Annotated in this window: 18 protein-coding genes; 8 read left to right on the top strand and 10 right to left on the bottom strand. The window is 57.0% G+C overall.

Annotation, left to right across the window (positions count from 1 at the left end; translation table 11 throughout):
• Positions 1–123 precede the first annotated feature (123 nt).
• The 4 genes from DBY66_RS15355 to DBY66_RS15340 all read left to right on the top strand — a co-directional run bounded on the left by DBY66_RS15355 (position 124) and on the right by DBY66_RS15340 (position 5803).
• Positions 124–1152: a tyrosine-type recombinase/integrase gene (locus tag DBY66_RS15355; protein ID WP_104085940.1), complete on the top strand. Its 1029-nt coding sequence runs from the start codon at positions 124–126 to the stop codon at positions 1150–1152.
• A gap of 70 nt (positions 1153–1222) precedes the next feature.
• Positions 1223–1606: a lysozyme inhibitor LprI family protein gene (locus DBY66_RS15350; protein WP_108570201.1), complete on the top strand. Its 384-nt coding sequence runs from the start codon at positions 1223–1225 to the stop codon at positions 1604–1606.
• A 322-nt stretch (positions 1607–1928) separates the two neighbouring features.
• Positions 1929–4025: an EAL domain-containing protein gene (locus DBY66_RS15345; RefSeq protein WP_108570212.1), complete on the top strand. Its 2097-nt coding sequence runs from the start codon at positions 1929–1931 to the stop codon at positions 4023–4025.
• A complete protein-coding gene (locus DBY66_RS15340) occupies positions 4019–5803 on the top strand; it encodes an EAL domain-containing protein (RefSeq protein WP_233207454.1) in 1785 nt (594 codons plus the stop codon). Before DBY66_RS15345 ends, DBY66_RS15340 begins: the two co-directional genes overlap by 7 nt.
• A gap of 129 nt (positions 5804–5932) precedes the next feature.
• Here the strand turns inward: DBY66_RS15340 and DBY66_RS17810 are convergent, their stop codons facing one another.
• The 7 genes from DBY66_RS17810 to budA all read right to left on the bottom strand — a co-directional run bounded on the left by DBY66_RS17810 (position 5933) and on the right by budA (position 13282).
• Entirely contained in the window at positions 5933–6217 is a 285-nt protein-coding gene (locus tag DBY66_RS17810; RefSeq protein ID WP_146745186.1) for a hypothetical protein, read from the bottom strand.
• A gap of 149 nt (positions 6218–6366) precedes the next feature.
• A complete protein-coding gene (locus DBY66_RS15335; protein ID WP_108570213.1) occupies positions 6367–7029 on the bottom strand; it encodes a DUF2931 family protein in 663 nt (220 codons plus the stop codon).
• Positions 7030–7117: 88 nt separating this feature from the next.
• Positions 7118–7786 carry a DUF2931 family protein gene (locus DBY66_RS15330; RefSeq protein WP_233499592.1) on the bottom strand — a complete coding sequence of 223 codons (669 nt, stop codon included), beginning with the start codon at positions 7784–7786 and terminating at the stop codon, positions 7118–7120.
• Positions 7787–7814: 28 nt separating this feature from the next.
• Positions 7815–9482: a DUF2235 domain-containing protein gene (locus DBY66_RS15325; protein ID WP_233499591.1), complete on the bottom strand. Its 1668-nt coding sequence runs from the start codon at positions 9480–9482 to the stop codon at positions 7815–7817.
• Positions 9483–10009: 527 nt separating this feature from the next.
• Positions 10010–10783 carry a (S)-acetoin forming diacetyl reductase gene (locus DBY66_RS15320; protein WP_104085935.1) on the bottom strand — a complete coding sequence of 258 codons (774 nt, stop codon included), beginning with the start codon at positions 10781–10783 and terminating at the stop codon, positions 10010–10012.
• Between the two features lie 22 nt (positions 10784–10805).
• The gene (alsS, locus tag DBY66_RS15315; RefSeq protein WP_108570204.1) at positions 10806–12485 is read right to left on the bottom strand and encodes an acetolactate synthase AlsS; all 1680 of its coding nucleotides are present in this window, start codon (positions 12483–12485) and stop codon (positions 10806–10808) included.
• Positions 12486–12499: 14 nt separating this feature from the next.
• Positions 12500–13282 (bottom strand): acetolactate decarboxylase, encoded by a 783-nt coding sequence (gene budA / locus DBY66_RS15310; protein ID WP_104085934.1) that lies wholly within the window; start codon positions 13280–13282, stop codon positions 12500–12502.
• 104 nt (positions 13283–13386) lie between these two features.
• Between budA and DBY66_RS15305 the strand changes: the two genes are divergently transcribed.
• Positions 13387–14268, top strand: coding sequence for a LysR family transcriptional regulator (locus DBY66_RS15305; RefSeq protein WP_104085933.1), 882 nt, complete (start codon positions 13387–13389; stop codon positions 14266–14268).
• 4 nt (positions 14269–14272) lie between these two features.
• Here DBY66_RS15305 and DBY66_RS15300 read toward each other — a convergent pair whose 3' ends face one another.
• Together DBY66_RS15300 and DBY66_RS15295 are read right to left on the bottom strand one after the other, a co-directional pair.
• On the bottom strand, positions 14273–15166 hold the full coding sequence (locus tag DBY66_RS15300) for an ABC transporter six-transmembrane domain-containing protein (protein WP_108570205.1): 894 nt from the start codon (positions 15164–15166) through the stop codon (positions 14273–14275).
• 144 nt (positions 15167–15310) lie between these two features.
• The gene (locus DBY66_RS15295; RefSeq protein ID WP_108570206.1) at positions 15311–17266 is read right to left on the bottom strand and encodes a methyl-accepting chemotaxis protein; all 1956 of its coding nucleotides are present in this window, start codon (positions 17264–17266) and stop codon (positions 15311–15313) included.
• 278 nt (positions 17267–17544) lie between these two features.
• Between DBY66_RS15295 and DBY66_RS15290 the strand changes: the two genes are divergently transcribed.
• A complete protein-coding gene (locus DBY66_RS15290; RefSeq protein ID WP_104085980.1) occupies positions 17545–18141 on the top strand; it encodes a TetR/AcrR family transcriptional regulator in 597 nt (198 codons plus the stop codon).
• On the opposite strand, the gene DBY66_RS15285 is transcribed toward DBY66_RS15290, so the two are convergent.
• A complete protein-coding gene (locus DBY66_RS15285) occupies positions 18124–18816 on the bottom strand; it encodes an aspartate/glutamate racemase family protein (protein WP_108570207.1) in 693 nt (230 codons plus the stop codon). The two genes, DBY66_RS15290 and DBY66_RS15285, sit on opposite strands and share 18 nt — an antisense overlap.
• Positions 18817–19028: 212 nt before the next feature.
• Here DBY66_RS15285 and DBY66_RS15280 point away from each other — a divergent pair, with 212 nt between their 5' ends.
• Both DBY66_RS15280 and betT read left to right on the top strand, forming a co-directional pair.
• Positions 19029–20291: a DUF2254 domain-containing protein gene (locus DBY66_RS15280; RefSeq protein WP_108570208.1), complete on the top strand. Its 1263-nt coding sequence runs from the start codon at positions 19029–19031 to the stop codon at positions 20289–20291.
• A gap of 90 nt (positions 20292–20381) precedes the next feature.
• Positions 20382–22376, top strand: a complete 1995-nt coding sequence (gene betT / locus DBY66_RS15275; protein WP_108570209.1) for a choline BCCT transporter BetT — start codon at positions 20382–20384, stop codon at positions 22374–22376.
• Positions 22377–22645: the final 269 nt, after the last annotated feature.

Raw genomic sequence — 22645 nt, 5'->3', positions numbered from 1 at the left:
TCAGCGAGCCGGCCAAATCGTTCAAAATTCAGGCGTCGCTACGTCGATTCTGCAAATAATTGCGGGGTAATCCTCTGCAGAAATCGCGTAGCGCTGCCGTTAATCTGAGCAGAAAGAGTGTATATGAGTGAAATAATTCCGGTTGCAGGCCTTATCGCTGCCGCCGATGAAGAGATAACGCAGCGGCTGAAAGAGTTTGTCAGTGATAAAGATGCTTTTTCTGACAACACGTGGCGTCAGCTGCTGAGCGTGATGCGTAGCTGCAGCCGCTGGGCTACTGAGCATGGCCGCTCATTTTTACCCATGTCTCCTGCCTGCCTGCGGGATTATCTGCTCTGGCTGCAGAGCAGCGGCAGAGCCTCTTCAACTATTGCAACGCACGCCGCGCTGATCTCTATGTTACACCGTAACGCCGGTCTGATGCCGCCTAACAGCGCCCCGCAGGTGTTTCGCGCTATCAAAAAAATCAACCGCACGGCGGTGATTCAGGGGGAACGCGCGGGTCAGGCGGTACCGTTTCGCATAACAGATTTGCTGACGCTGGATAGACTCTGGTCAGCGTCAGAGCGTCTTCAGCAGGTGCGCGATCTCGCTTTTCTGCACGTTGCTTACGCCACACTGCTGCGTATCAGTGAAGTGGGCCGGTTACGCGTCAGAGATATTACGCGCGCGGCTGACGGACGCATTATCCTTGATGTGGGCTGGACCAAAACTATTGTGATGACCGGCGGCCTGATTAAAGCGCTGGGGGATCTCTCTTCAGAACGGCTTACAACGTGGCTGCAACTTTCCGGCCTGATTAATGAGCCTGATGCTTATCTTTTTGGCCCGGTTCATCGTACTAACCGCGCCGCAGTCGCGAGCGTAAAACCGCTGTCAACGCGCGCGCTGGAAGATATCTTTGTTCGCGCCTGGCAGCAGGCAGGGCCGGGCAAAGACGCCGCCCCTAATAAAAATCGCTATCGCGGCTGGAGTGGCCACAGTACCCGCGTAGGGGCCGCTATCGATATGGCGGCGAAAAAGTACAGTACTGCGCAGATCATGCAGGAAGGAACGTGGAAAAAGCCGGAAACGGTTATGCGCTATATTCGTCACATCGATGCACATGATGGCGCAATGGTTAATTTTATGGATAACCACTTTTCACGGTAAGTTTTTTAGCGCGATGACTGACTACACTGGCAGAGCCACTATCAGCACAATATAAAATGGAGAAGACGTAATGAAAAAGTTCATACTTGGTGCGCTGTTGATGCTGCCTGCCGCTGGCATAATGGCAGCAGAGTGCGACAAGGCTGAAACACAGATGGAAATGAATGCGTGTGCGGCAGATGCGTACAGTGTCGCTGATAAAGCGCTGAACAGCAGCTATCGTCAGGTGCTGAAGCGGATGAGCGGCGATCAGAAAACGCTGCTTCAGACTGCGCAGCGGCGCTGGATAGCTTATCGCGATGCCGACTGCGATTTTATGACCTCCTCCACGCGCGGCGGCTCGATTCATCCGATGCTGATATCGCAATGCCTGCAGAACAAAACGGAGCAGCGAACCAAAGAGTTGCAGTCGCTGCTTAACTGCGAAGAGGGCGATCTCAGCTGCCCGCGCTAAGAAATAGTTACTTACGGTTGAAAACCGATCCCGCCTGAAGTTCTGGTCTGTCATGCCGATAATGTAGCAACAGGCATATGACGCTATACATCTCCTGTTTGCTGCTATCGGCAGCGTTCTGACAAAAAAACGTCTGTCTGAGTTAATTCGCTCGGGCAGGTATGCAGGACCTTTCTTCCGGCGACAGGCTATCTGTCTGACTGAACGTGTCCCCACTCTGCTGTGTCAAGCCGGCCACAGCATTCACAACAGGGGACTGACATTGCAACCCACACCTGACGCCGAAGCGGCGCGCCTTGAGGCGCTGGCACAGTATCAGCTGATGAATACGCCACCTTCTGACGCGCTGGACCGCCTTACCATGCTGGCAGCGCGGCTCTTTCGCGTACCCGTGGCGTTTATTTCGCTGATTGACAGTGAGCGGCAGTTTTTTAAATCGCGTCACGGACTCTCAATCTGCGAAACCTCACGCAGCGTCGCGTTTTGTCATTTTACCCTTGAACAGGACGATGTACTCTGCGTGCCGGATACCCGCCTGGACGCCCGTTTCAGCCATAACCCGCTGGTGCTGGGGTATCCCCATATTCGCTTCTATGCCGGTATTCCACTTACTACTCCGGGTGGCCACCGCATTGGCACCGTCTGCCTGATCGATACGCAGCCGCGCGCCGCGCTGAACGCAACCGATCGCCGGCATCTGGCCGCTATCGCCTCGCTGGTTATGGACCAGCTGGAAGTGCATCGTCTGGAACTGCTGCGGCACAGCAGTCAGCAGCGGCTGGAGGCGATCTCTTCAACCTCCTCTGATGCCATCATTTGCACCGATATCCGGCAGGGGGTCATATTCTGGAACCCCGCCGCGACCCGGCTGTTTGGCTATAGTGCGCAGGAGATGCTGGGTGAATATGTCGCGAATCTGGTTTCAGAACGCTCACAGACCGCCTACCGTCAGGAGCTGGCGCGCATGATGGCCGATCGGTCAGTTATCTCACAGCCGCGCCGGGTGCAAATCTGGGCCATGCGGCGCAGCGGGCAGGCGTTTCCGGCAGAGGTCTCGTTCTCCGGCTGGCAGGAAGATCGCGAGCGCCTGGTCGGCATGATCATCCGCGATGTTACCGATCGTCATGAAAGTGAAGCGCGGCTGTGTGAACTTGCGTCACTCGATATGCTCACGCGGCTGGCCAGCCGCAGTGCATTTATGGATCAGCTGGAGCAGCTGACGCGGGCGGACGTTCCGTTCACGCTGCTGATGGTCGACCTCGATGGCTTTAAAGAGGTCAACGATATGCTGGGGCATGCGGCGGGCGATGCGCTGCTGTGCCACGTCGCCGGACAAATCCGCACGGTCTGCGCTCAGGCAATCATGGCTGCCCGGCTTGGCGGGGATGAGTTCGTGATTCTGCTGCCCGGAGATAGCCAGGCCGCGCAGCATACCGCACTACAGCTGATAGAGGCGGTGCAGAGTCCTTTTAGCTACCAGGAGACGCCGGTGGTGGTAGGTGCCAGCCTGGGTATCGCTTCCTGGCCGCAGCATGGTCGCGATGCGTCGGCGATGATGTCTGCTGCCGATCTCGCACTCTACCAGGCGAAAGCAGCCGGTAAAGGCTGCAGCGTAGAGTTCGTCCCCGCGTTTCTTGAGGCGGAGCAGCAGCGACGTCGCTTTGAGCGCGAGCTGGAGGTCGCAGTGCGGCAGCACCAGTTTGTGCTCTATTATCAGCCACAGTTTGATGCAACAAGCCATGCGCTTACCGGCTGCGAAGCGCTGCTGCGCTGGCAGCATCCGACGCGCGGCCTGCTGCTGCCTGAGGCATTTATCGGCATGCTGATGAAAAGCTCGCTCTCAATAACGCTGGGTGAATGGGTGCTGCGCAGCGCGCTGCAGCAGGTCATGCTGTGGCAAAAGCGGCATCCGGCGCTGCGCGTCAGCATTAACCTGTTTCCCCGCCAGCTGGATGATATCCGGCTGGACAAATTACTGCGGGAACTCACCGGCAGCGATGCCAGTTTTGTCGATCTGGAAGTGGATGAGTCGATGCTGACAGCGCTGGTACAGGAAGTGCCGGCGCGCCTGAACGCTATCAGACAAACCGGCGCCAGTTTTATTATCGATCACTATGGCCGCGCGCTGGGTGCCATCAGTTTGCTGCAGCATGAATTTGTCACCGGCCTGAAGCTGGATAAGTCACTGACAGCGCAGCTGACAGAGAGTGGCCGCATCCGCATGATGTTCAGCGCGCTGGCGACGCTGGGAAAAAGCCTGCAGCTCAGGGTGCTGGCTGAAGGGGTGGAAAACAGCGCGCAGCGTATGCTGGTTAACCAGGCAGAATGCGATACGATTCAGGGGCATGCGCTGGGCGAACCGCTGAGTCCGGATGCCTTTCAGCAGCTGCTGCCCGGCAGCGCGGAGGCTCTGTGCTAATCGATTCTGCTGATGATGAGAGCCTGCGCCGTCGTGCCTTACAGGCGCTGCGCGAACCGGATGAGTGTCGTGACGATGTACTGGGTAAATTTGCCCGGCTGGCCAGCCAGGTGCTGGGGATCCCGGGATGTTTTGTTTCAGTACTGGATGAGCGCGATCAATATATCCGGGCGGCGCGCAATTTTACGCTGAAGCAGACCACGCGCGAAGAGTCGCTCTGCCGCTATGTGGTTGATGATGACAGCCCGATGGTCATCCCGGACACCTGGCTTGACGCCCGCTTTGTCACGCATCGCTTTGTCACCGGCTCGCCCTGGATCCGCTTCTACGCCGGCGTGCCGCTGAAAAATCGTGAAGGTATTGTCTTTGGTACCCTCTGCGTTACCGACGTTGAGCCGCACCCCTTCGGTACGGAGCAGCTGGAGACGCTCCGGCTGCTGGCAAATCTGGTGATCTCCTTCCTGGAGGCGTGGCACGCAGCCGGCTTCACCGACCCGGTTACCGGCCTGCCAAACCGGCAGCGGCTGATCCGCGATCTGCAGCATCTTGCCACGTCTGGCGATATCACGCCCCGGCGTCTGGTGCTGATTGAGTGTGTCGATATGCCGCGCGCCTGGGAGCTGGCGCGTTCAATGGGCGTCGGCCCGGTGGAAAGCCTGCTGAAAGATGTCGCCACGCTGCTGCCGCTGCGCCTGCGCCCGTCGCTGGGCGAACTGCTTTATACGGTCGCAACCGGACGGTTCGCGCTGCTCACCCGCACCAGCAGCCGCCTGAGCGCGGAGTGGATTGCCGGGCGGATGGAAGGAATAAGCGCTGATTTAGGCGAAGGGCTTTCCGTCGCGCTGACCACCCATACCGGTCAGGCAGATTTTACCGCTGGCTGCTTTAGCGGCAGTGAAATTCTGCGCCGAGCGGTCAGCGCGCTGCATGAAGCTATCGGGCGTAACCTGCCTTCCGTAGCCTACAGCGCGTCAGCAGAGGTGCAGCACAGCCGCGACTATACCCTGATGCATGAGTTCGCCGCCGCGCTGCGCAGCGAAGGCGGGCTTTATCTGGTTTATCAGCCAAAAATATGTCTGCAAACCGGCGCGCCGATTGGTCTGGAGGCGCTGATCCGCTGGCGTCATCCGGTTCATGGCGAGCTCTCTCCGGTGGCATTTGTCCCGCTGGCGGAGCAGACCGAGCTGCTGCAGGCGATGACCACGTGGGTCATTGACCAGACAATTGCGCGAATGGCGCGACTGCGCAATCACTGTACGCAGCTGCCCGTTACGGTCAATGTCAGCCTCAACGATTTTGCGCGTGAGGAGTTTGCCGCCGTGCTGGAGGAGCAGATGCAGCGCCACCGCCTGCCGACTTCTCTGCTGGGTATTGAGTGTCTGGAAACCGAACGCATTATCGAAAGCCCGATGGCAATGGCCGGGCTGATGCGGCTGAAACAGCGCGGCTTTGGCATTTCGCTGGATGATTTTGGCACCGGCTACAGCAACATCAGCTATCTGCGGCGTATGCCGCTGGATGTCATCAAGCTCGATCGCTCTCTGATCAGCGATCTCTCTTCAGATATGGCATCGCGTATCATCGCCCGCAGCATTATCAGCATGCTGAAAGAGCTGGACTATGTGGTACTGGCAGAAGGGGTCGAGAATGCGGAAACCGTCGATACTCTGACGGAGTATGGCTGCGATCAGGCACAGGGATACTTCTATGCCAGGCCCATGGCCGATCGGGAACTGGATGCGTGGCTGCTGTGGAAACTGCGTGAACAGTGCCGCTGAGCGAGCTGCGCATAATTGGAGAGTAAGCGAAAACTCGCGTTAAGGGGTTTTAGCAATGCGGCCACAAAAAGCTATGTAACAAACAAGGATCTCAGAGAGATCCTTTTTTCGGTAAAAACATTGCCTGTTTCATTGACAGCTGTTTGTCATAGTCGGGGAAATATTTGGTATATCTGCATGACTGCTATCCGGATAAGTTGCTGTCAGATTTCCTGGATGATCTGGTGGGTTTAATACAACAACTTTCATAAGATGAATAACAGGTTCAATAGCTATATGCTGTGTATTGCTCAGGTTAACCATGTTATCGATGTGATTAGCAACCATAGGGAAGAAATCTGTATTCAGAACCAATATTTTTTCGCTGAACACCTTCGCCCGACCGGTCCTGTAGCCGTCACTGGCACGAGCCACCACCCTCCTCGGCATCTCACAGACGGCGCATATTATCACCATCGGGCGCGCTGACATGTTCACAAGACAGCCATTACTCCACTGCTTCACGCCGCCTTTCCACTAAAAGCATCGCGAAAAAATCTTTAGAGTACGCTGCTCTTTGCACCCTACCAGTCGCCATACGGATAGGTTTTTCCCTTGATAAAATCGGGTGTCTTTCCGTAATAAACATACCCGTTAGGATGCTTCGTTATCCCTTTGCATATCAGCATATCATTCCCCGTCAGGGTGAGTTGCCGGGCAGGTTGCTGGCGTACAGATGGGTTCCCGTTATCCTCCAGCCAGACCCTTACTGTACCGCCGGGAGCCAGACCAACAGCCATTCTACTCCGGTAGTAAGGTTTACCCGGATGGTAGGGATCAGGAAATGCTGTAGTCATCTGCTGCCACGTCTCCTGTCCAAACCAGATCTCCGTTTCGTACGCCTTTTTATCGATAACCGAGTCCCAGCACACCGTCATTCGTACCGGCACTGCTTTTCCCCGATTAAAATACCCGCCATATCCCCCCATCACATCATGCCAGCGCCCGATGCTCAGATCACTGGAGTCCATAGGATCTAACCGGCGGAAGATACTCTCACGGGTATCACCGTCCTCCAGGTACACCATGGTCACCAGTGCCGGCAGGTTTTTCGGGTATATAAAACTGAAATTCCAGTTATCGTAAGGCAGTTTTTTCCCATACTGCTCTACGCCTGCCCGGCGGTCATGGCAGCCGGCAGTCAGCATCACGACCAGTGTGGCCACCATCAGCGGTAATTGTCTCATCCCTGCCTCCCTGGAAAAGCCCGTCCCCCGCCGCATTTTCACTAAAAGCATCGCGAAAAAGTCTTCAGAGTACGCTGCTCTTTGCACCCTACCAGTCGCCATACGGGTAGGTTTTTCCCTTTATAAAATCGGGAGTCTTTCCATAATAAACATATCCGTTAGGATGCTTCGTTACCCCTTTACATATCAGCATATTATTCCCCGTCAGAGTGAGCTGTCTGGCAGGATGCTGGAGCACAACAGGATCCCCGTTATTTTCCAACCAGACCCGTACTGTTCCCCCCGGTGCCAGTCCGATAATCATATTATCCCGGTAATACGTCTTTCCCGGCTGATAGGTATCAGGATAAGCATTCAGCATCTGCTGCCATGTCTCCCGGCTGAACCAGATCTCCGTCTCATACGCCTTTTTATCGATAACCGAGTCCCAGCACACTGTCATCCTCACAGGCAGCGCCTTGCCGATATTGAAATTGGCTGAAAAGCTACCTACGCGCTGGCTCCATTTCCCCACACTGCTCTGGCTGGGTTCTGTCTGATCAAGTCGCCGGAAAATACTCTCCCGGATATCTCCGTCCTCCAGATAAACCATTGTCACCAGCGCAGGCAGGTTTTTCGGGTGAAAAAAGTTAAACTGCCAGTGGTCGTAAGGCAGCTTTTTACCATAGTGCTCCACACCGTCTCCCAGCAGCGTCTTCACGCCTGCCCGGCGGTCATGGCAGCCGACAGTCAGCATCGCGACCAGCACGGCCACCATCAGCGGTAATCGTCTCATCCCGGCCTCCTCAGAACAGTCCGTCCAGCGCGTCTGCGTTCACACGCGCCCGATCTTCCCACTGCTGCTGGTCGTCCATCCGCCACACCGTCCGCATCCAGCCTTTGCCCGGAGCCATCGCCCACACGAACGAGCGCTGATCGGTCGGTGCATAGTGGTTTCGCAGAAAAACCTCTCCCGAGGACGGACTCACCCACAGGCTCAGATCCGAGTCGATGTTCCAGTTCGCCGAACAGTGCAGATAGCGCCCGATGGTCCGCATTTCATCCGCCGTAAAGCCCGCCGGCTCCGCGCCGCGCCGGACCGCCCGCCCCTGCGCGATTGCTTTATCACACAACGGGACCAGCTCTGCGGGAAGGACAGTGTCAGGGTTTTGCGGGTCAATATCCCTGAATAGCACCCCGGCGTCCTGTGCCGCATCAAGCATCACCCGCATGCACACCTTTTCCCAGTCGTTCGGCACCGCCCTGCGTGTCATAAACACCGCCGCGCCCGCATTCTTCTCAAAAATAAACGCCCGCGCCTTGTTCTGATTGACCAGCGGCCACGAAATCATTTTCGTCTCCACCTCGCCGTGCGGTATCAGATACTTCAGCGCTGGCAGCGAAGTCAGCTTCAGGCGCATCTTCTCCGCCTGACGGTACACTGCAGTCTGCGTCTCATCCGCGCTCTCCGGTATCACCTCAAAGTCCGGCATCGTCAGCAGGGAGATTTCATCTTCTCCCGCGTTGTAGCCCCCACCGATATCCGAGTGCGCCCCCGGCAGCGCCAGCTCCGGCCACATCCCCGCGATGCTGTTCAGGCTGAAGTTGTACCGGCACTCGTGCATCGCGCTTATCTGAAACACCTTCTGCGCCACTGAGGGGCGCAGTTCGAGATTCACCCCGGGGTTGCTGCGCCCGTTAACACCATAGAAGTTCAGCAGGCTGCCGATGGCGGCTACCGTGTCAAACAGCCCCAGAAAGCGCACCTCACCTGCCGGTTTTCCATGGTGCCCGGTCAACGCCAGCCCCTTGTCTATCGCGGCCGCTATCGCCGCGTCCTGGTGCATCACCCGGTTGGCAAAGTGCCGCGCCGCTGCTGCCCCGCGGCTGAACCCAAACACGTCAAACTGCACCTTCACGATCGCCACTTTGTCACGGTTAAGTTTGATAAAGCGGGTCAGCTCTGCACTGATCTTATCCAGTGCTTCATCGGTCTTTGTCACCACTCCCCCGAACTGCCGGATAAGGCTGCTGCCCAGCACCTTACCCGGCATCGAATCACTTTCCCCGTCCGCGGTCCCGATGCCGCTGACGTAAGCTTTCACCTGCGCCTCTGTGTCACTGTCGCTAAGTTCGTCACTGAGCTGATAAAGGTCAAACAGCCGCGAAATATTAGTGATTCCCCCCTGCCAGCTGGCATTGCCCAGCTTCGCTCTGACATGCTTTTCATACTTTGCGCACGCTTTGGCCCGCTCCTCGCCGATCAGCCCGGCACAGTGGGCATACGCCAGTCGCAAATCGTTAGCGTTAGCCCGGTTATTGCCCGTTCCATCAAAGAATATTCCCACCGTCAGCGTGATTCCTCTGACCGGCACACGCCGGCATCGGATGACTTTTTCACTGCACAGAACATCGGTATAGTGCGTATTGTCCCCTGCAATTTCATACCGGTGATAGCCAGTGTTGGCCGACACGTTCTTTCCATCTGCAGCCATGTAATATCCTTATAGTTTAGTTGGTTAACAAACTGCCATCATACACCATGATGCTCTATATCTGTGGCATAGAAATTTACGTCTGGAAACACCACAGAACGACAGTATCTGAGCGGGATTTAAGAAAACAGCGGGCGCTGGCGCATCCTGACTCGACTTAATCGTCACGAAGTCGCCATGCTGTTGCCATGAGGCATCGGAGGAACAGAGTGAAGCTGTGAATAAGGAGGATATTGCACGTCTCTCACCGCTATGCTGTGGGCATATCGATATGATGGGTCTTTAGAGTTCCATGCTGGCAGAGTGGGTGACCAGTAGCCGGTGGCTGCACCCATAAAAGAGGCGTCAGAGGAATAAAATATGGCTTAACGTGGATTTTCGCATCGCTAAGCTTTAGACCTCATCCGCCTCCGGTAACATATTGTGTTTCAGCAGAAGTGAATTACAGTCGCAACTACATGCTGATGCAAGAGTTCCCCACCGCACGGCGCGACGCCTCTTAGGTCTTAACTGAACACCATCCCGCCATCAATCAGCAGCGACTGTCCGGTCATATAATCTGAGTCGGGGCCAGCCAGAAACGCTACGCAGGCGGCAACGTCTTCCGGTTCTGACAGGCGCCCCAGCGTGATGCGTTTTGCAAATTCCTGTGTGCCATACCCCTCCGGCTGGCCTGCCGCTGCGGAAATTTGCCGATCGATAGCTTCCCACATCGGCGTTTTCACAATTCCCGGACAGAATGCGTTTACCGTAATGCCCGCCGGTGCGAGGTCGCGCGCGGCGGTTTGAGTCAGCCCGCGCACGGCAAATTTGCTGGAGCTGTAGACCGCCAGCTCCGGATTACCGGTGTGTCCCGCCTGCGAGCAGGCGTTGATAATTTTGCCGCCGTGCCCTTCTGCCGCAAAGGCCTGAACCGCCGCCTGAATGCCCCAGATCACCCCTTTCACATTGATGTTATAAACTTTATCCACCACCTCTTCGGTGATCTCCGCAATTGGCGTGGAGGGAGCGACCCCCGCGTTATTCACAATGACATCAAATCCGCCAAGCGCCTGACGTGCCTCCTCTGTTGCGCGAAAGACCTGGTCGCGCTTTGCCACGTCAGCCTGCAGCGCGATAGCCCTGCCGCCAGCGCTGACGATCTGGTCAGCCACCTGCTGCGCGGTTTGCGCATTGTAATCGCTGACCGCTACGGCAAACCCGTCCTGTGCCAGCCGCCGCGCAATCGCCGCGCCAATGCCCTGACCGGCCCCGGTCACAAATGCCACTCTGGTTTTCATCGTGTTCTCCTTTTTGAGATTATTAAAGCAGCTGGCTGAGGTGCAGCTGACCCATCAGCAGCGGGTTATCGCTGTAGTCGACCGGAATGGCGACCACGGCCGGACCGTTCACGTCCATTGCCCGGCGCAGCACTGGCTCCAGCTCTGCTGCGCTGTTAACGGAGAAGCCGGCAGCGCCAAACGCTTCAGCGTAGGCTTTGAAATCTACCGGGCCAAAGTTCACCCCGGAAACGCGCTGATATTTTTTCTCCTCCTGAATGGCCACCATGTTGTAAGCGTTATCCACCCAGATGATGTGCAGGATATTGGCGTTGAGCCGCACCGCCGTCTCAAGCTCCATGCTGGATTGCAGGAAGCCGCCATCGCCTGAGACCGACACCACTTTACGGGCAGGATCAACCAGCCAGGCCCCAATCGCCCACGGCAGCGCAACGCCCATAGCCTGCTGGCCGTTAGAAATCATGATTTGCCGTGCGCGGAAACTGTAGAGATAGCGGGCGATCCAGATATGAAAGCTGCCCATATCCACCGTCAGACTGACATCGCTGTTAATGATGTCCTGCATTGCACGCACGATACGCAGCGGATGCAGCGCAAACTGATCGAGGCTTGCGCCCTGCAGCGCCAGCAGCTGCCGCTGGTGCTGCCGGTCATCAAGAATGGCTGCTGCAGCGGCGCTGAGCTGCAGCGGCGAGTCAATACGTGCCGCGATGTTGCGTACGGTTTGTGCAATGTCTCCCACCAGCTCCGCATCGGGCAGATAGCGATTATCGGTCTCGGCGGGCAGCACATCGATATGCACCAGGAGTGCGTTGCCGCAGTTCCACATCGCCGGTTCATACTCTACCGGGCTGTAGCCGATGGTAATGATCAGGTCAGCCTGCTGCAGCAGACGATCGCCCGCCTGGTTATTAAACAGGCCGATTCGCCCGGCAAAGCGCGAGAAATGTTCCTGCCGTACCGCGCCCGCCGCCTGATAGGTACTGGTCACCGGAATATGGCTTCTGCTCAGCAGCTCATGGATGGCCGCGCTGTTCTCCGGCTGACTCGCCATCAGTCCCAGCAGGATCACCGGATTTTTTGCGCGGGCAATTTCGCGGCTTACCGCATCCACCAGCGAGTCTGGCGCGGCGCCCAGCGTAACGCGTGCCTTATGCTGCAGCAGGCTGCCGGTCACCGGCTGATCGACGATATCCTGCGGCAGGCTAAGGAACGCCCCGCCGCCGCGCCCGTTTTCCGCGTGACGAAACGCGTTAGACACGCATTCTGCCAGGGCAGACGCGTCGGTGACTTCGACGGCAAATCGGGTGACCGGGCGAAATATCGATACCGTATCCATGCTCTGGTGAACCTGTTTTGCGCTATCCGACCGTTTTACCGCGCCGCCAATCGCCACCACCGGATCGCCCTCGCTGGTGGCGGTTGCCATACCGGTTACCAGGTTGGAACAGCCAGGCCCGGAGGTGACCAGCGCGACGCCTGCGTTACCGGTGAGCCGCCCGACCGCTGCCGCCATAAAAGCGGCATTTGCCTCATGACGCACCGGGATCAGTTCAATGCGCGAATCCACCAGCGAATCGAAGACTTTGTCGATTTTCGCACCGGGAATGCCAAACACGTGTTTTACGCCCTGGGTTTCCAGCTGCGCGACGACCAGATCTGCCCCGCTGCGCCAGCTCGTTTGGGTTTTATCTTCTTTCATCATTACCTCGGTTATTAACTCTCAACGGAGCGGATAGCTTCATCCAGGTTGTCAGGGTTCAGGTTGGCCTGCAGAAAGTCGCGATCCTGCGGTAAGTCGATCACCAGTTTGCTGATTGCGCCAAAGGTCAGCGTGCCCTGCGCCAGCACATAGTCGAGAATGTGGCCACCGCCCTGCCGGTCATCGGTAATAAAATGCTCGTGATAGCCCGCGACATTGATGCCCTGCATATATTGCGGCGTGCGAAAACCGATCAGTTCGCCGGTGCGCTGACGAAAATCAAACGTGGGCTGATTGCCCAGTACGTCAGGCATTGAACGATAGGGGCGGCACTGGCAGGGCACGGTGCGCGTCTGCACCGAGACAAAGTCGCCGCTGATACGCAGCGCGCAAAAATGATTATCCGAGGTAATCACGCTGTCGATGACGCGGTGTACCTCTTCACGACTGCTTTTTTCGCTGAAATGGTGCTGATGTTCCGGAGTGAAAAAGGTCATGACCGCAAACGGGGATTGCTGATCCGGATGGGCCGGGCGGGCGCTGCCGTCAGCACGTAGCTGCCAGACCTGGCGATCAAAGGCGACCAGTTCACCATCAAGCTGATTAAAGGTGCCGAGACCAAAGTCGCCCTTCTCCAGCAGTCGGGCAACGGTCGTCGTGCCGTCATAGACGCCGTGCAGCAGTGCGCTCATCAGCGAGGTCTGATAGATAACCTTTTCTGCTGATTGACTGGCCAGCTGATCAGCGGTTTTCCTGAGCTGTTCTTCACATGAACAACCAGATACAAAATCATACATTTACTGCCTCGCAAACTGATAGTTAAGCCGTGTTAATATCAGAATGAGCCAGCCTGCTCACAGAATCCAATAGCGAAAGCTGCCAGCTTTGAGACGTTTTTGATATGGAACTGCGCCATCTGCGTTATTTTGTTGCCGTTGCCGAAACGCTGCACTTTACCCGTGCAGCTGAGATGCTCGGTATTTCTCAGCCACCGTTAAGTCAGCAGATCCAGCGTCTGGAGCATGAGATAGGGACGCCGCTGCTGAAGCGCCTGACGCGCGGCGTTGAGCTGACGGAAGCGGGGCGCGCATTTTTGCCCGATGCGCTGCAGATTGTGCAGCTGGCAGACCACGCGCTGGAGAAAGCGCGCGGCGTGGCGCGGGGAATGAGCGGTCAGATGTCGCTGGGTTTTGCCAGCTCCGTTGCGTTTGGCACGCCGGTGTTTGAACTTATCGGGCGCTTCAGAGCGCGCTATCCGGCGATGGAGCTTATCACCCGCGAAGAGAATATGGCGCTGCTGATGCAGGATCTGCGTGACGGCCTGCTGGATGCCGCGTTTATCCGCCTGCCGTGCGAAAGCAGCAAAGCCTTCAATCTGCGGGTTATCTCGACTGAACGTATGATGATTGCGCTGCCGGCCGGGCATGCGCTGAGCCAGCAGGCAAGCCTGGCGCTGACGCAGCTGGCGGAAGAGACGCTGATTATGTTTCCGCGCGAGGTGGCGCCCAGCCTCTATGAGCTGATTGTCAGTACCTGCCTGCGCGCCGGCTTTTGCGCCAGTCGCTTTCAGCAGGCGCCGCAGATCGCCTCTTCGCTGGGTATGGTCGCGGCCGGCAGCGGCATTGCGCTGGTGCCTGCCTCGCTCTGCTGTATCAGCAATCCGCAGCTGCGGTTTTGCGAGATCGAAAACAATACGCTGTTTACGGATATCGCGTTTGCCTGGCGGCGTAATCACCCCAGCAGAAGCGTGCTGCATCTGCTGAGCCTGGTCAGCGAAGGGTGACGGATCAGACCTGACCGCTGTTTACCCGGCGTCCGATATCCTTCAGCTGAGAATATTTTTCCAGCAGCTGAGGAGCGTCATCAAGGCTCATGGCAAACATCCACATATAGGTCATGACAGAGTAGACGTGACCCGCCTCCACGCCGCCTCTCAGGCTCATCACCAGGATGGTACTGCCAAACAGCAGTGCGGCTACGCTGCCGATGGCCAGATAGCCGAACGCTTCGCGATCGGAGAGGCAGATCCGCAGCCGGGCCAGGACGCGATAGTGCCGTACCAGCGGTGAGGCGGACGCGTGACTCACCATATCGACCTCTTTTTCCAGCCGGTTATTCAGGCGCAGAAACAGCTGCTCATTCTTACGTGTGAATCCTTTCAGGAACAGCGCAAAAAACAGCAGAATGCCGAGGCACGCCACGCCTGACCAGAACTCAATCAGCAGCAGCATACCCGCCGCGCCGGCGATGGAGGCTACTGAGGTGATCAGCACCGGCAGATGCTTTTCAAAAAAGTCGACAAACTCACGTGACAGCGTCACGCGCGCGGCCACCATTGAAGCGCGGTTATTTTCACGTCGCTGAGCGAGGATCACCGGGACGGCCATTTCTGCATAAATGCGGGCAAAGGTGCGGGTATCAACGCTGCGTCGTGCGGCACCAATCAGCCACATAACCAGTACCATCACGGCATAGAGCACCGCATGCAGCGCGTTACCCGCCAGAATGGCGTTGACGGCAAAACCCGCCAGTAACGGATAAAGCAGGTAGAGTGCGTTTTCGGCAACCACCAGCCCGAGCGTAATAATCAGTTTTTTATTGTGGCGCATTCCCAGCATTTTAAGCATGGCCGCCGCGCCTGTCGGAGCCAGCTGAGGATGTTTTGCACTGAGGGTTTTCATAGATTCATCTGAGGTTATTAAATATTTGAGCGGCTGCTCAAATTGAGAGTGAGTCTATTTGAGCAACTGCTCAAAGTCAATCTGCGGTCAGGCTGAAACCGGAAGAATCGGGCGCAGCCAGTCGTGCGCCCGGGGGAAGACAGATTAACGTTCGGCCGAAAGCTTTTGCAGCACTTTCAGTTCGTCAACGGCGGCCTGCATCGCATCCATACCGGCCGTCATCGTGCGCAGGCTCTGCAGCTGTTGTGAAATGTCAGCCCGTTCACTGCGCGTCTGCTGGCTCATGGCTGCGATAGCATCCGCCGCGTGCAGGCTGCGATCGGCCATGTCACTGGCGGTCTGCACCGTATGACTGGCCACGCTGCGGATGCGGGAAATGGTGCCGACGGCGTCGCTGATATTGCTGGCGGTCGCTTCCGCCTGCTCTTTTGACGAATGCGCCAGCCGCCGGACCTCGCCGGCGACCACGGCAAAGCCGCGCCCTGCTTCGCCTGCGCGTGCGGCCTCGACGGCGGCGTTCAGCGCCAGGATATTGGTCTGAAACGCGATGTTGCTGATGCCGTGTGTGATGACATTAATGCCATCAGAGATCCGCTCCAGATCGTCCAGCCCCTCACCCAGCTGACTTTGTGCCTGCTGACTTTCGCTGGCAATAGCGCTGATTGCGCGAATGCTGTTCTCTGCCATGCTCAGCGTTTCACTCTGGCTGTGCGTCGCCGCTTCCAGCGCGGGCAGCGCCTGTACAATGGGCGCCAGCTCCTGCTGATAGCTGACCACGCGCCCCAGCACCCGGGTCTGAATGCCGTTCAGCGCCTCCCAGCGGCGCAGCGCGCGCTGTGCGTAGTGCGCGGCATATCCGGCATACTCTACCGGAAACTGCGCCATCGCCTTCACGTCGCGGTTGAAAAATACCAGCGCCGAGAGCGTCTGATTAATCGGCACGCCGAGAATTTCACCAAAGCTGGAAAACCCGGCCGCCGGGATGCCTTTAAAGAAATGTGCGCTCTGCAGGGCGTTCAGATTTCCCTGCCGCCGCAGAATGCAGTCATTCATCATCACAGCGGCGGGCCTGCCGTGGCGTGAGACAAACTTTTCCCAGTCCTGCAGCGTCGTCGCTTTGAAGTCGCGCTCCTGCATCAGCCAGAGGCGGTCGCCAAATTCCAGATCGCAGAAGAAATACACCCGCCCGGCCTCGATTTTCGCAACCGAGCGTATGAAATATTCATCGCCGGCTTTAACAGCAAACGTCAGCCCCTGCAGACGCTGACTCAGCTGCTGTTCACTGCAGCCAAGCTGCTCTGCCAGTGCGGCAGTGAACGGCTGCTGCTGTCCCTGAGAGGTAAAGACAGAGGTCACGGTACGCGTCAGCGGATCGGCCTCGGCGATCAGCCAGCTTTTATCCAGCGGCGTAAAATTCTGGCTTTTGAACGGCGCAAATGATTTACCGGCCGCCATGCGGCAGAACACCACCACCGCTTTCCCCTGCAGCACCCGTCCACCTGCACCTATCCACGTACCATCAAACGTCACGCGCCCGCCTGCAGAACCGCCGATGGCCAGGCAGGGAAAGCGGCCGCTGTTATACCAGGCCTGCATAAAAAAGCCTTCTGAGGCAGATAAGCCGTCGCAGTAGATCATCGCAAAGGTGCGATCGGCAGAGAGCGGCATACGCAGCTGAAGGGCGGTCAGGTCGCGCTGGATGGCGCTGATACGGTCGGTAACGCTGTGCGTATCCTCCAGATGCAAATCGATGATATGCGTTTCATGTTCAGCGACCAGTGAATCAGGCAGCCAGAGCCAGCTGCCCTCCTGCCCGTTACCGTCACAGTAAGTGCTGTGTTTACCGCTGGCGCTCAGCGCGCCGTTGGATGACAGCGTAATGACCGTTAAGGCGGCGGAATTGAAACGTTGCCATGCCTGGCTGACGCGATAAAAGTCCGCTTCCGGTGGCACGAAGGTCAGTAAAATACCGGCCGCGCGCGAGGAAAGACCTATATCACCCGGCGACGCAGGCAGGTTCTGGCAATCAAAGAGACCATCTGAAGGCTGAGATCGTGCGTTAAAACGGGCGCGGCTAAACATCGTCTTCATTAAAGACATATTCTTATATTTCCTGCTGTAAGCTGTTGCGCACTGAAACTGCGCATCCTGGTGTGGTTAAAAGAGGGCTAAAAGCAGGGTCCGTTCGCAATCAGAACTCATCATTGAGTGACCGCTCCTGCACGCTGATCTGTGCAGAAGCGGACCAGGGTTATCGACCTGTCGGGCACAATCTTCAGCAATTGCTGTTATAGACCACACCAATGGTTAAACGCTGCAATCGCCGGCATATCTGCTACCATGCGCCCTGTATTGTGGCCGGAATGCAAAAAGCGCAGATGAAGAAAAATACCGACGAGTTAAAGCACCGTATTCTTGATACCGCTGTGGCGCTGTTTATTGAAAAAGGCATTGCCGGCGTCACGACCCGTGACGTCACCGAGCAACTTGGCCTGTCGCGCAGCCATATCTATCACTACTTCAGTAACTGGCAGGCGCTCTCGCTGGCGGCGCTTGAGCGCTTTATGGCGCAGGAGATCGCACAGTTCACGCGCGAAGCTGAGGAACTGGCACCGGAACAGCAGCTTCTCCGGCTGGCAGAGATCTACCTGCCCGATAGTGTGGATGCAACGTGGAAGCTCTACGATTCACTCTGGCAGATGGCGGCGAACAATGAGGTCTGGGCCGCACTCGCTGAAAAGAATATCGCCAGCTGGAGCGCACTGATTGGCGGCATGATCCAGCAGGGAGTGGAGCAGCAGCGCTTTCACACCGCTGATGCAGCCCGGGTGACCCGCCAGCTCAGCGCTATGCTCAATGGTTACGCTGAGGTGCTGAGCATCACTCCCTCAGCAGAGAAGCATCGGCAGGCGATGATGGATATCACCGCGTTTATCCGGCTGGCGCTGCGGCCGGCCTCAGGGGGCCAGCGCTAACGCCAGCGCCGCTTCGCAGTGGATCTGCGTGGTATCAAAGACGGGAACCGACACATTACGCGGATTAAGCAGCATCCCGACCTCGGTACAGCCGAGGATCATGCAATCCGCGCCCTGCGCTACCAGCCGTTCAGCCACCTGCTCAAACGCCTCGCGGCTGGCTGTCGTGGTGATATCTTTGCACAACTCATCATAAATAATGTGGTGCACTCTGGCGCGATCGTCGTTGTCCGGGATAAGCGGCTGCAGCCCGGCCGTTTCCAGCCGCTGACGATAGAACTGCTGTTCCATGGTAAAGGCGGTGGCGATCAGGCCCGGCGCGCGCAGTCCCGACGCTACGATGCGCTCAGCGGTAGCATCGGCGATATGCAGCAGCGGAACAGCGACATCTTTCATCATGATGTCAGCCAGTTTGTGCATAGTGTTAGTGGCCAGCACGATAAAATCTGCGCCGCCGCGTGCCAGCGCGTGCGCCTCTGCGTTGAGGATCTCCCCGGCCGCCGCCCACTGCCCGCTCGCCTGCAGCTGCTCAATGCGCGCAAAGTCGAGCGATCGAATCAGCAGCTCCGGCGAGTGCAGGCCACCCAGCTGCTGGCGCGTCAGCTCGCATAGCTGACGATAGTAGGTTTGCGTTGAGGCGGCAGACATTCCGCCCAGAATACCAATGGTTTTCATCGTTTGTGATTTTCCTTCTCTGCGCTGCCAGACAGCTATGCACGCTGCGTATATATCGACTATGGTGTTTTATCGCACACTCAAAGCGACGATGTCATTCGCAGGCTCACTTTTTCCAGGATCATCAGCGCTATTCGCCTCTGTGCTGCAGCAAGCCTCCTGATGCCGGCTGAGGTGCGCCTGACGATCGGTGTATAACAACAGAGAACACAATGTCCAAAACACAATGGTTACTGCGCCAGCTGACTAAACAGCTCTGGTTTCGCAGCTCGCTGTTTGCCGTACTGGCGGTGATCACCGCGCTGGTGGCTATTGCGGTGAAACCGTTTATTCCTGCCTCCGTATCGGGCCTGATTGGCAGTGAAGCCGTAGATGAGATTCTGGCTATCCTCGCCTCCAGTATGCTGGCGGTGACGACGTTTTCGCTGAATATCATGGTGACAGCCTATAACTCCGCGAGCAGCAGCGTGACGCCGCGTGCTACCAGTCTGCTGATGGAAGATCGCACCACGCAGAATGTGCTGGCGACGTTCATCGGCTCCTTTCTCTACAGCCTGGTGGGGATCATTGCGCTGGGTATGGGCGCATACGGCACACAGGGGCGGGTGGTGCTGTTCTTTGTGACGCTGCTGGTGATCGCCATGATTGTGATCACCCTGCTGCGCTGGATCCAGCATCTCGCTAATTTTGGCAGCCTGGGCGAAACCTCTCAGCGTGTCGAGCAGGCGACCCGCGCGGCGCTGACTGAACGATTGCAGAACCCCTGTATGGGCGGCTCGGCCTGGCAGGGTGATCTGCCCGCCGCGGCACGACCCCATCCGCTTCTGCCGGAGAGTATTGGTTACCTGCAGCATATCGATTTGCAACGGCTTAACGACCGGGCTGACGCGCAGCAGGTGCATCTCTATCTGGCTGCTCAGCCCGGCAGCTTTGTTCATCCGGGATCGCCTCTGCTATGGTGCACCCAGCCGATGTCTGAAGAAGATCAGCACCATCTGAAGAGTGCATTTACCATCGGTGAGCAGCGCTCTTATGAGCAGGACCCGCGCTTTGGCCTCTGCGTGCTCGCAGAAATCGCCTCACGCGCGCTTTCCCCCGCAGTTAACGATCCCGGCACCGCCATAGATATCGTTGGCCGGGCTGTCAGACTATTCGGCCACCCTGTTCCTCCGGCTTCTGATGAAGTAGCCTGGCCGCGCATATTTATCCGGCCCGCCCAAATCAGCGATATGTTTGATGATGTGTTCACCGCCATCGGACGCGATGGCGCAGGCCTGGCTGAGGTACAAATTCGTCTGCAGAAATCGCTTCAGGCGCTGGCGCTGATTGCGCCGCATCGTTACGCCGCTGATGCACAGCGCCATGCCAGGCTAGCACTGTCACGTGCAAACATGGCTATGAACTGCGCAGCTGATAAAACCGCCGTGGAGCGTGCAGCCATCTGGGCGCTTCCGGAAAAAATCTCCTGTGATTAGCCTGGTTTTTAAGCACCTGCTGGCGTTTCGCTTTTACTCTTTCATACTGATTGTTACATTTGGTCTTCATTCACGTTATGCAGGATACTTATGCCAACATCAGAAACGGACATCCAAAAAAAGCGAAGTCAGATTAACCCACCGGTCTTTTTCACTTCAGCCGCCCTGATTTTTATCCTGGTCGCCTTTGCCGCGCTCTTTCCTGAACAGGCGGATACCCAGCTCACCGCCCTGCAGACGTCGCTGTTTGCCAATGCCAGCTGGTTTTATATTCTCGCCGTTGCGCTGATACTGCTGACCGTGATCTACCTGGGGGTGTCGCGCTATGGCGATATCAAACTCGGGCCCGATCACGCTGAGCCCGATTTCAGTTATCACTCCTGGTTTGCCATGCTTTTTTCTGCCGGCATGGGGATAGGCCTGATGTTTTTCGGCGTAGCTGAGCCGGTGATGCACTACATGGCACCGCCGTCAGGCGAGCCGGAAACCGTCAATGCGGCGCGGGAAGCGTTGCGTATCACGTTCTTCCACTGGGGCCTGCACGCCTGGTCGATATATGCGATTGTGGCGCTCATCCTGGCCTTCTTTAGCTATCGTCATGGATTACCGCTGACACTGCGCTCAGCGCTCTATCCGATTATCGGTAACCGCATCTATGGCTGGATGGGTCACGCCGTGGATATTTTTGCGGTGATTGGTACGGTGCTGGGTGTGGCTACCTCGCTGGGCTACGGCGTACTGCAGGTTAACGCCGGTCTCAATCATCTGTTTGGTTTACCGGTCAGCGCCACCATGCAGGTGATTCTGATTGTGGTGATTACCGCCCTGGCGACACTGTCCGTTGTCTCCGGACTGGACAAAGGTATCCGTATTTTATCGGAAATCAACCTCGGTCTGGCGGTGCTGCTGCTGATCCTGGTCGGCACGCTGGGGCCGACGGTCCTGCTGCTGAAGTCGTTTGTGGAGAATACCGGCGGCTATCTTTCCGAGCTGGTGACAAAAACCTTCAACCTCTATGCCTATGAGCCTAAATCGAGTAAGTGGCTGGGCGGCTGGACGCTGTTCTACTGGGGCTGGTGGCTGGCGTGGTCACCCTTTGTCGGCATGTTTATCGCCCGCGTATCGCGCGGTCGTACCATCCGTGAATTCGTCACCGGCGTGCTGTTCGTGCCGGCGGGCTTTACGCTGCTCTGGATGACCTTCTTTGGTAACAGCGCAATCTGGATGATCATGCAGCAGGGTGCCACCGATCTGGCGCAGACGGTGATGAGCGATCAAACGCTCGCGCTGTTTAATTTTCTGGAGCATTTTCCTTTCAGCTTTGCTCTCTCCTGCATTGCCGTCGCCATGGTAGTGGTCTTCTTTGTCACGTCCGCGGATTCCGGGGCGATGGTGGTGGATACGCTCGCGTCAGGGGGCACCGATCAAACGCCAGTCTGGCAGCGTATTTTCTGGTCCGCGCTGATGGGCGTCGTAGCCATCACCTTACTGTTAGCTGGCGGCATGAAAGCGCTGCAGGTTGTGACTATCGCCAGCGCCCTGCCGTTTGCCATTATCCTGCTGATGTCGATGTATGGGTTGCTTAAAGCGCTTCGTATCGATGCCTGGAAGCGGGACAGCAAGCAGATTGCGACCATCGCGCCCACGGCTGCACGCAATCCGATTCCGTGGCAGCGTCGTTTACGTAATATCGCCTATTTCCCGAAGCGCTCGCAGGTGAAACGCTTTATGACGGAAGTGATCTATCCGGCGATGGAGATGGTCGAGCAGGAGCTGGCAAAGCAAAATACCCCGTCGCATACCCGTGCCGATGAAGACGATCGCGTGCGGTTTGAGGTGGATCTGGGACAGGAGCTTAACTTCGTTTACGAAGTCCGCGCGCGTCCCTATCTGCAGCCTGCCTTTGCGCTGGCGGGTATGTCAGCCAGCGATAAGGCAGAAGAGCAGAAATATTACCGTGCGGTGGTCTACCTCAAAGAGGGTGGCCAGGATTATGACGTGATGGGCTGGAATCAGGAGCAGATCATCAACGATATCCTCGACCAGTATGAGAAGCACCTGCACTTCCTGCACATTGTGCGTTAGTGACGGCATGACAAAAGAGGAGCCTGGCTCCTCTTTTTTGTTGTTCGGCCACTTTTTTTTGCTGCTATGATGGGCCTCTGCCTTTTTCAGGATGAAACCATGAGCAGCACCCTGACCACCCTTCTCCGCTATAAATTATCAATTTGCGCGTAAGACCTCGCCCAATCGGGCGGGGATATAAGCGCGGTAACTGCGTAACATCCCCTGGCCTTCTTACATAATGCGCCGTAATATGTAAAGCATGAAACGCGCATATAAATACAGATTCT

Source organism: Pantoea sp. RIT413 (assembly GCF_003057675.2).
GTDB lineage: Bacteria > Pseudomonadota > Gammaproteobacteria > Enterobacterales > Enterobacteriaceae > Pantoea > Pantoea eucrina.
The sequence above is the reverse complement of the archived record's forward strand: the minus strand, read 5'-3'. Positions and strand labels throughout refer to the sequence as shown.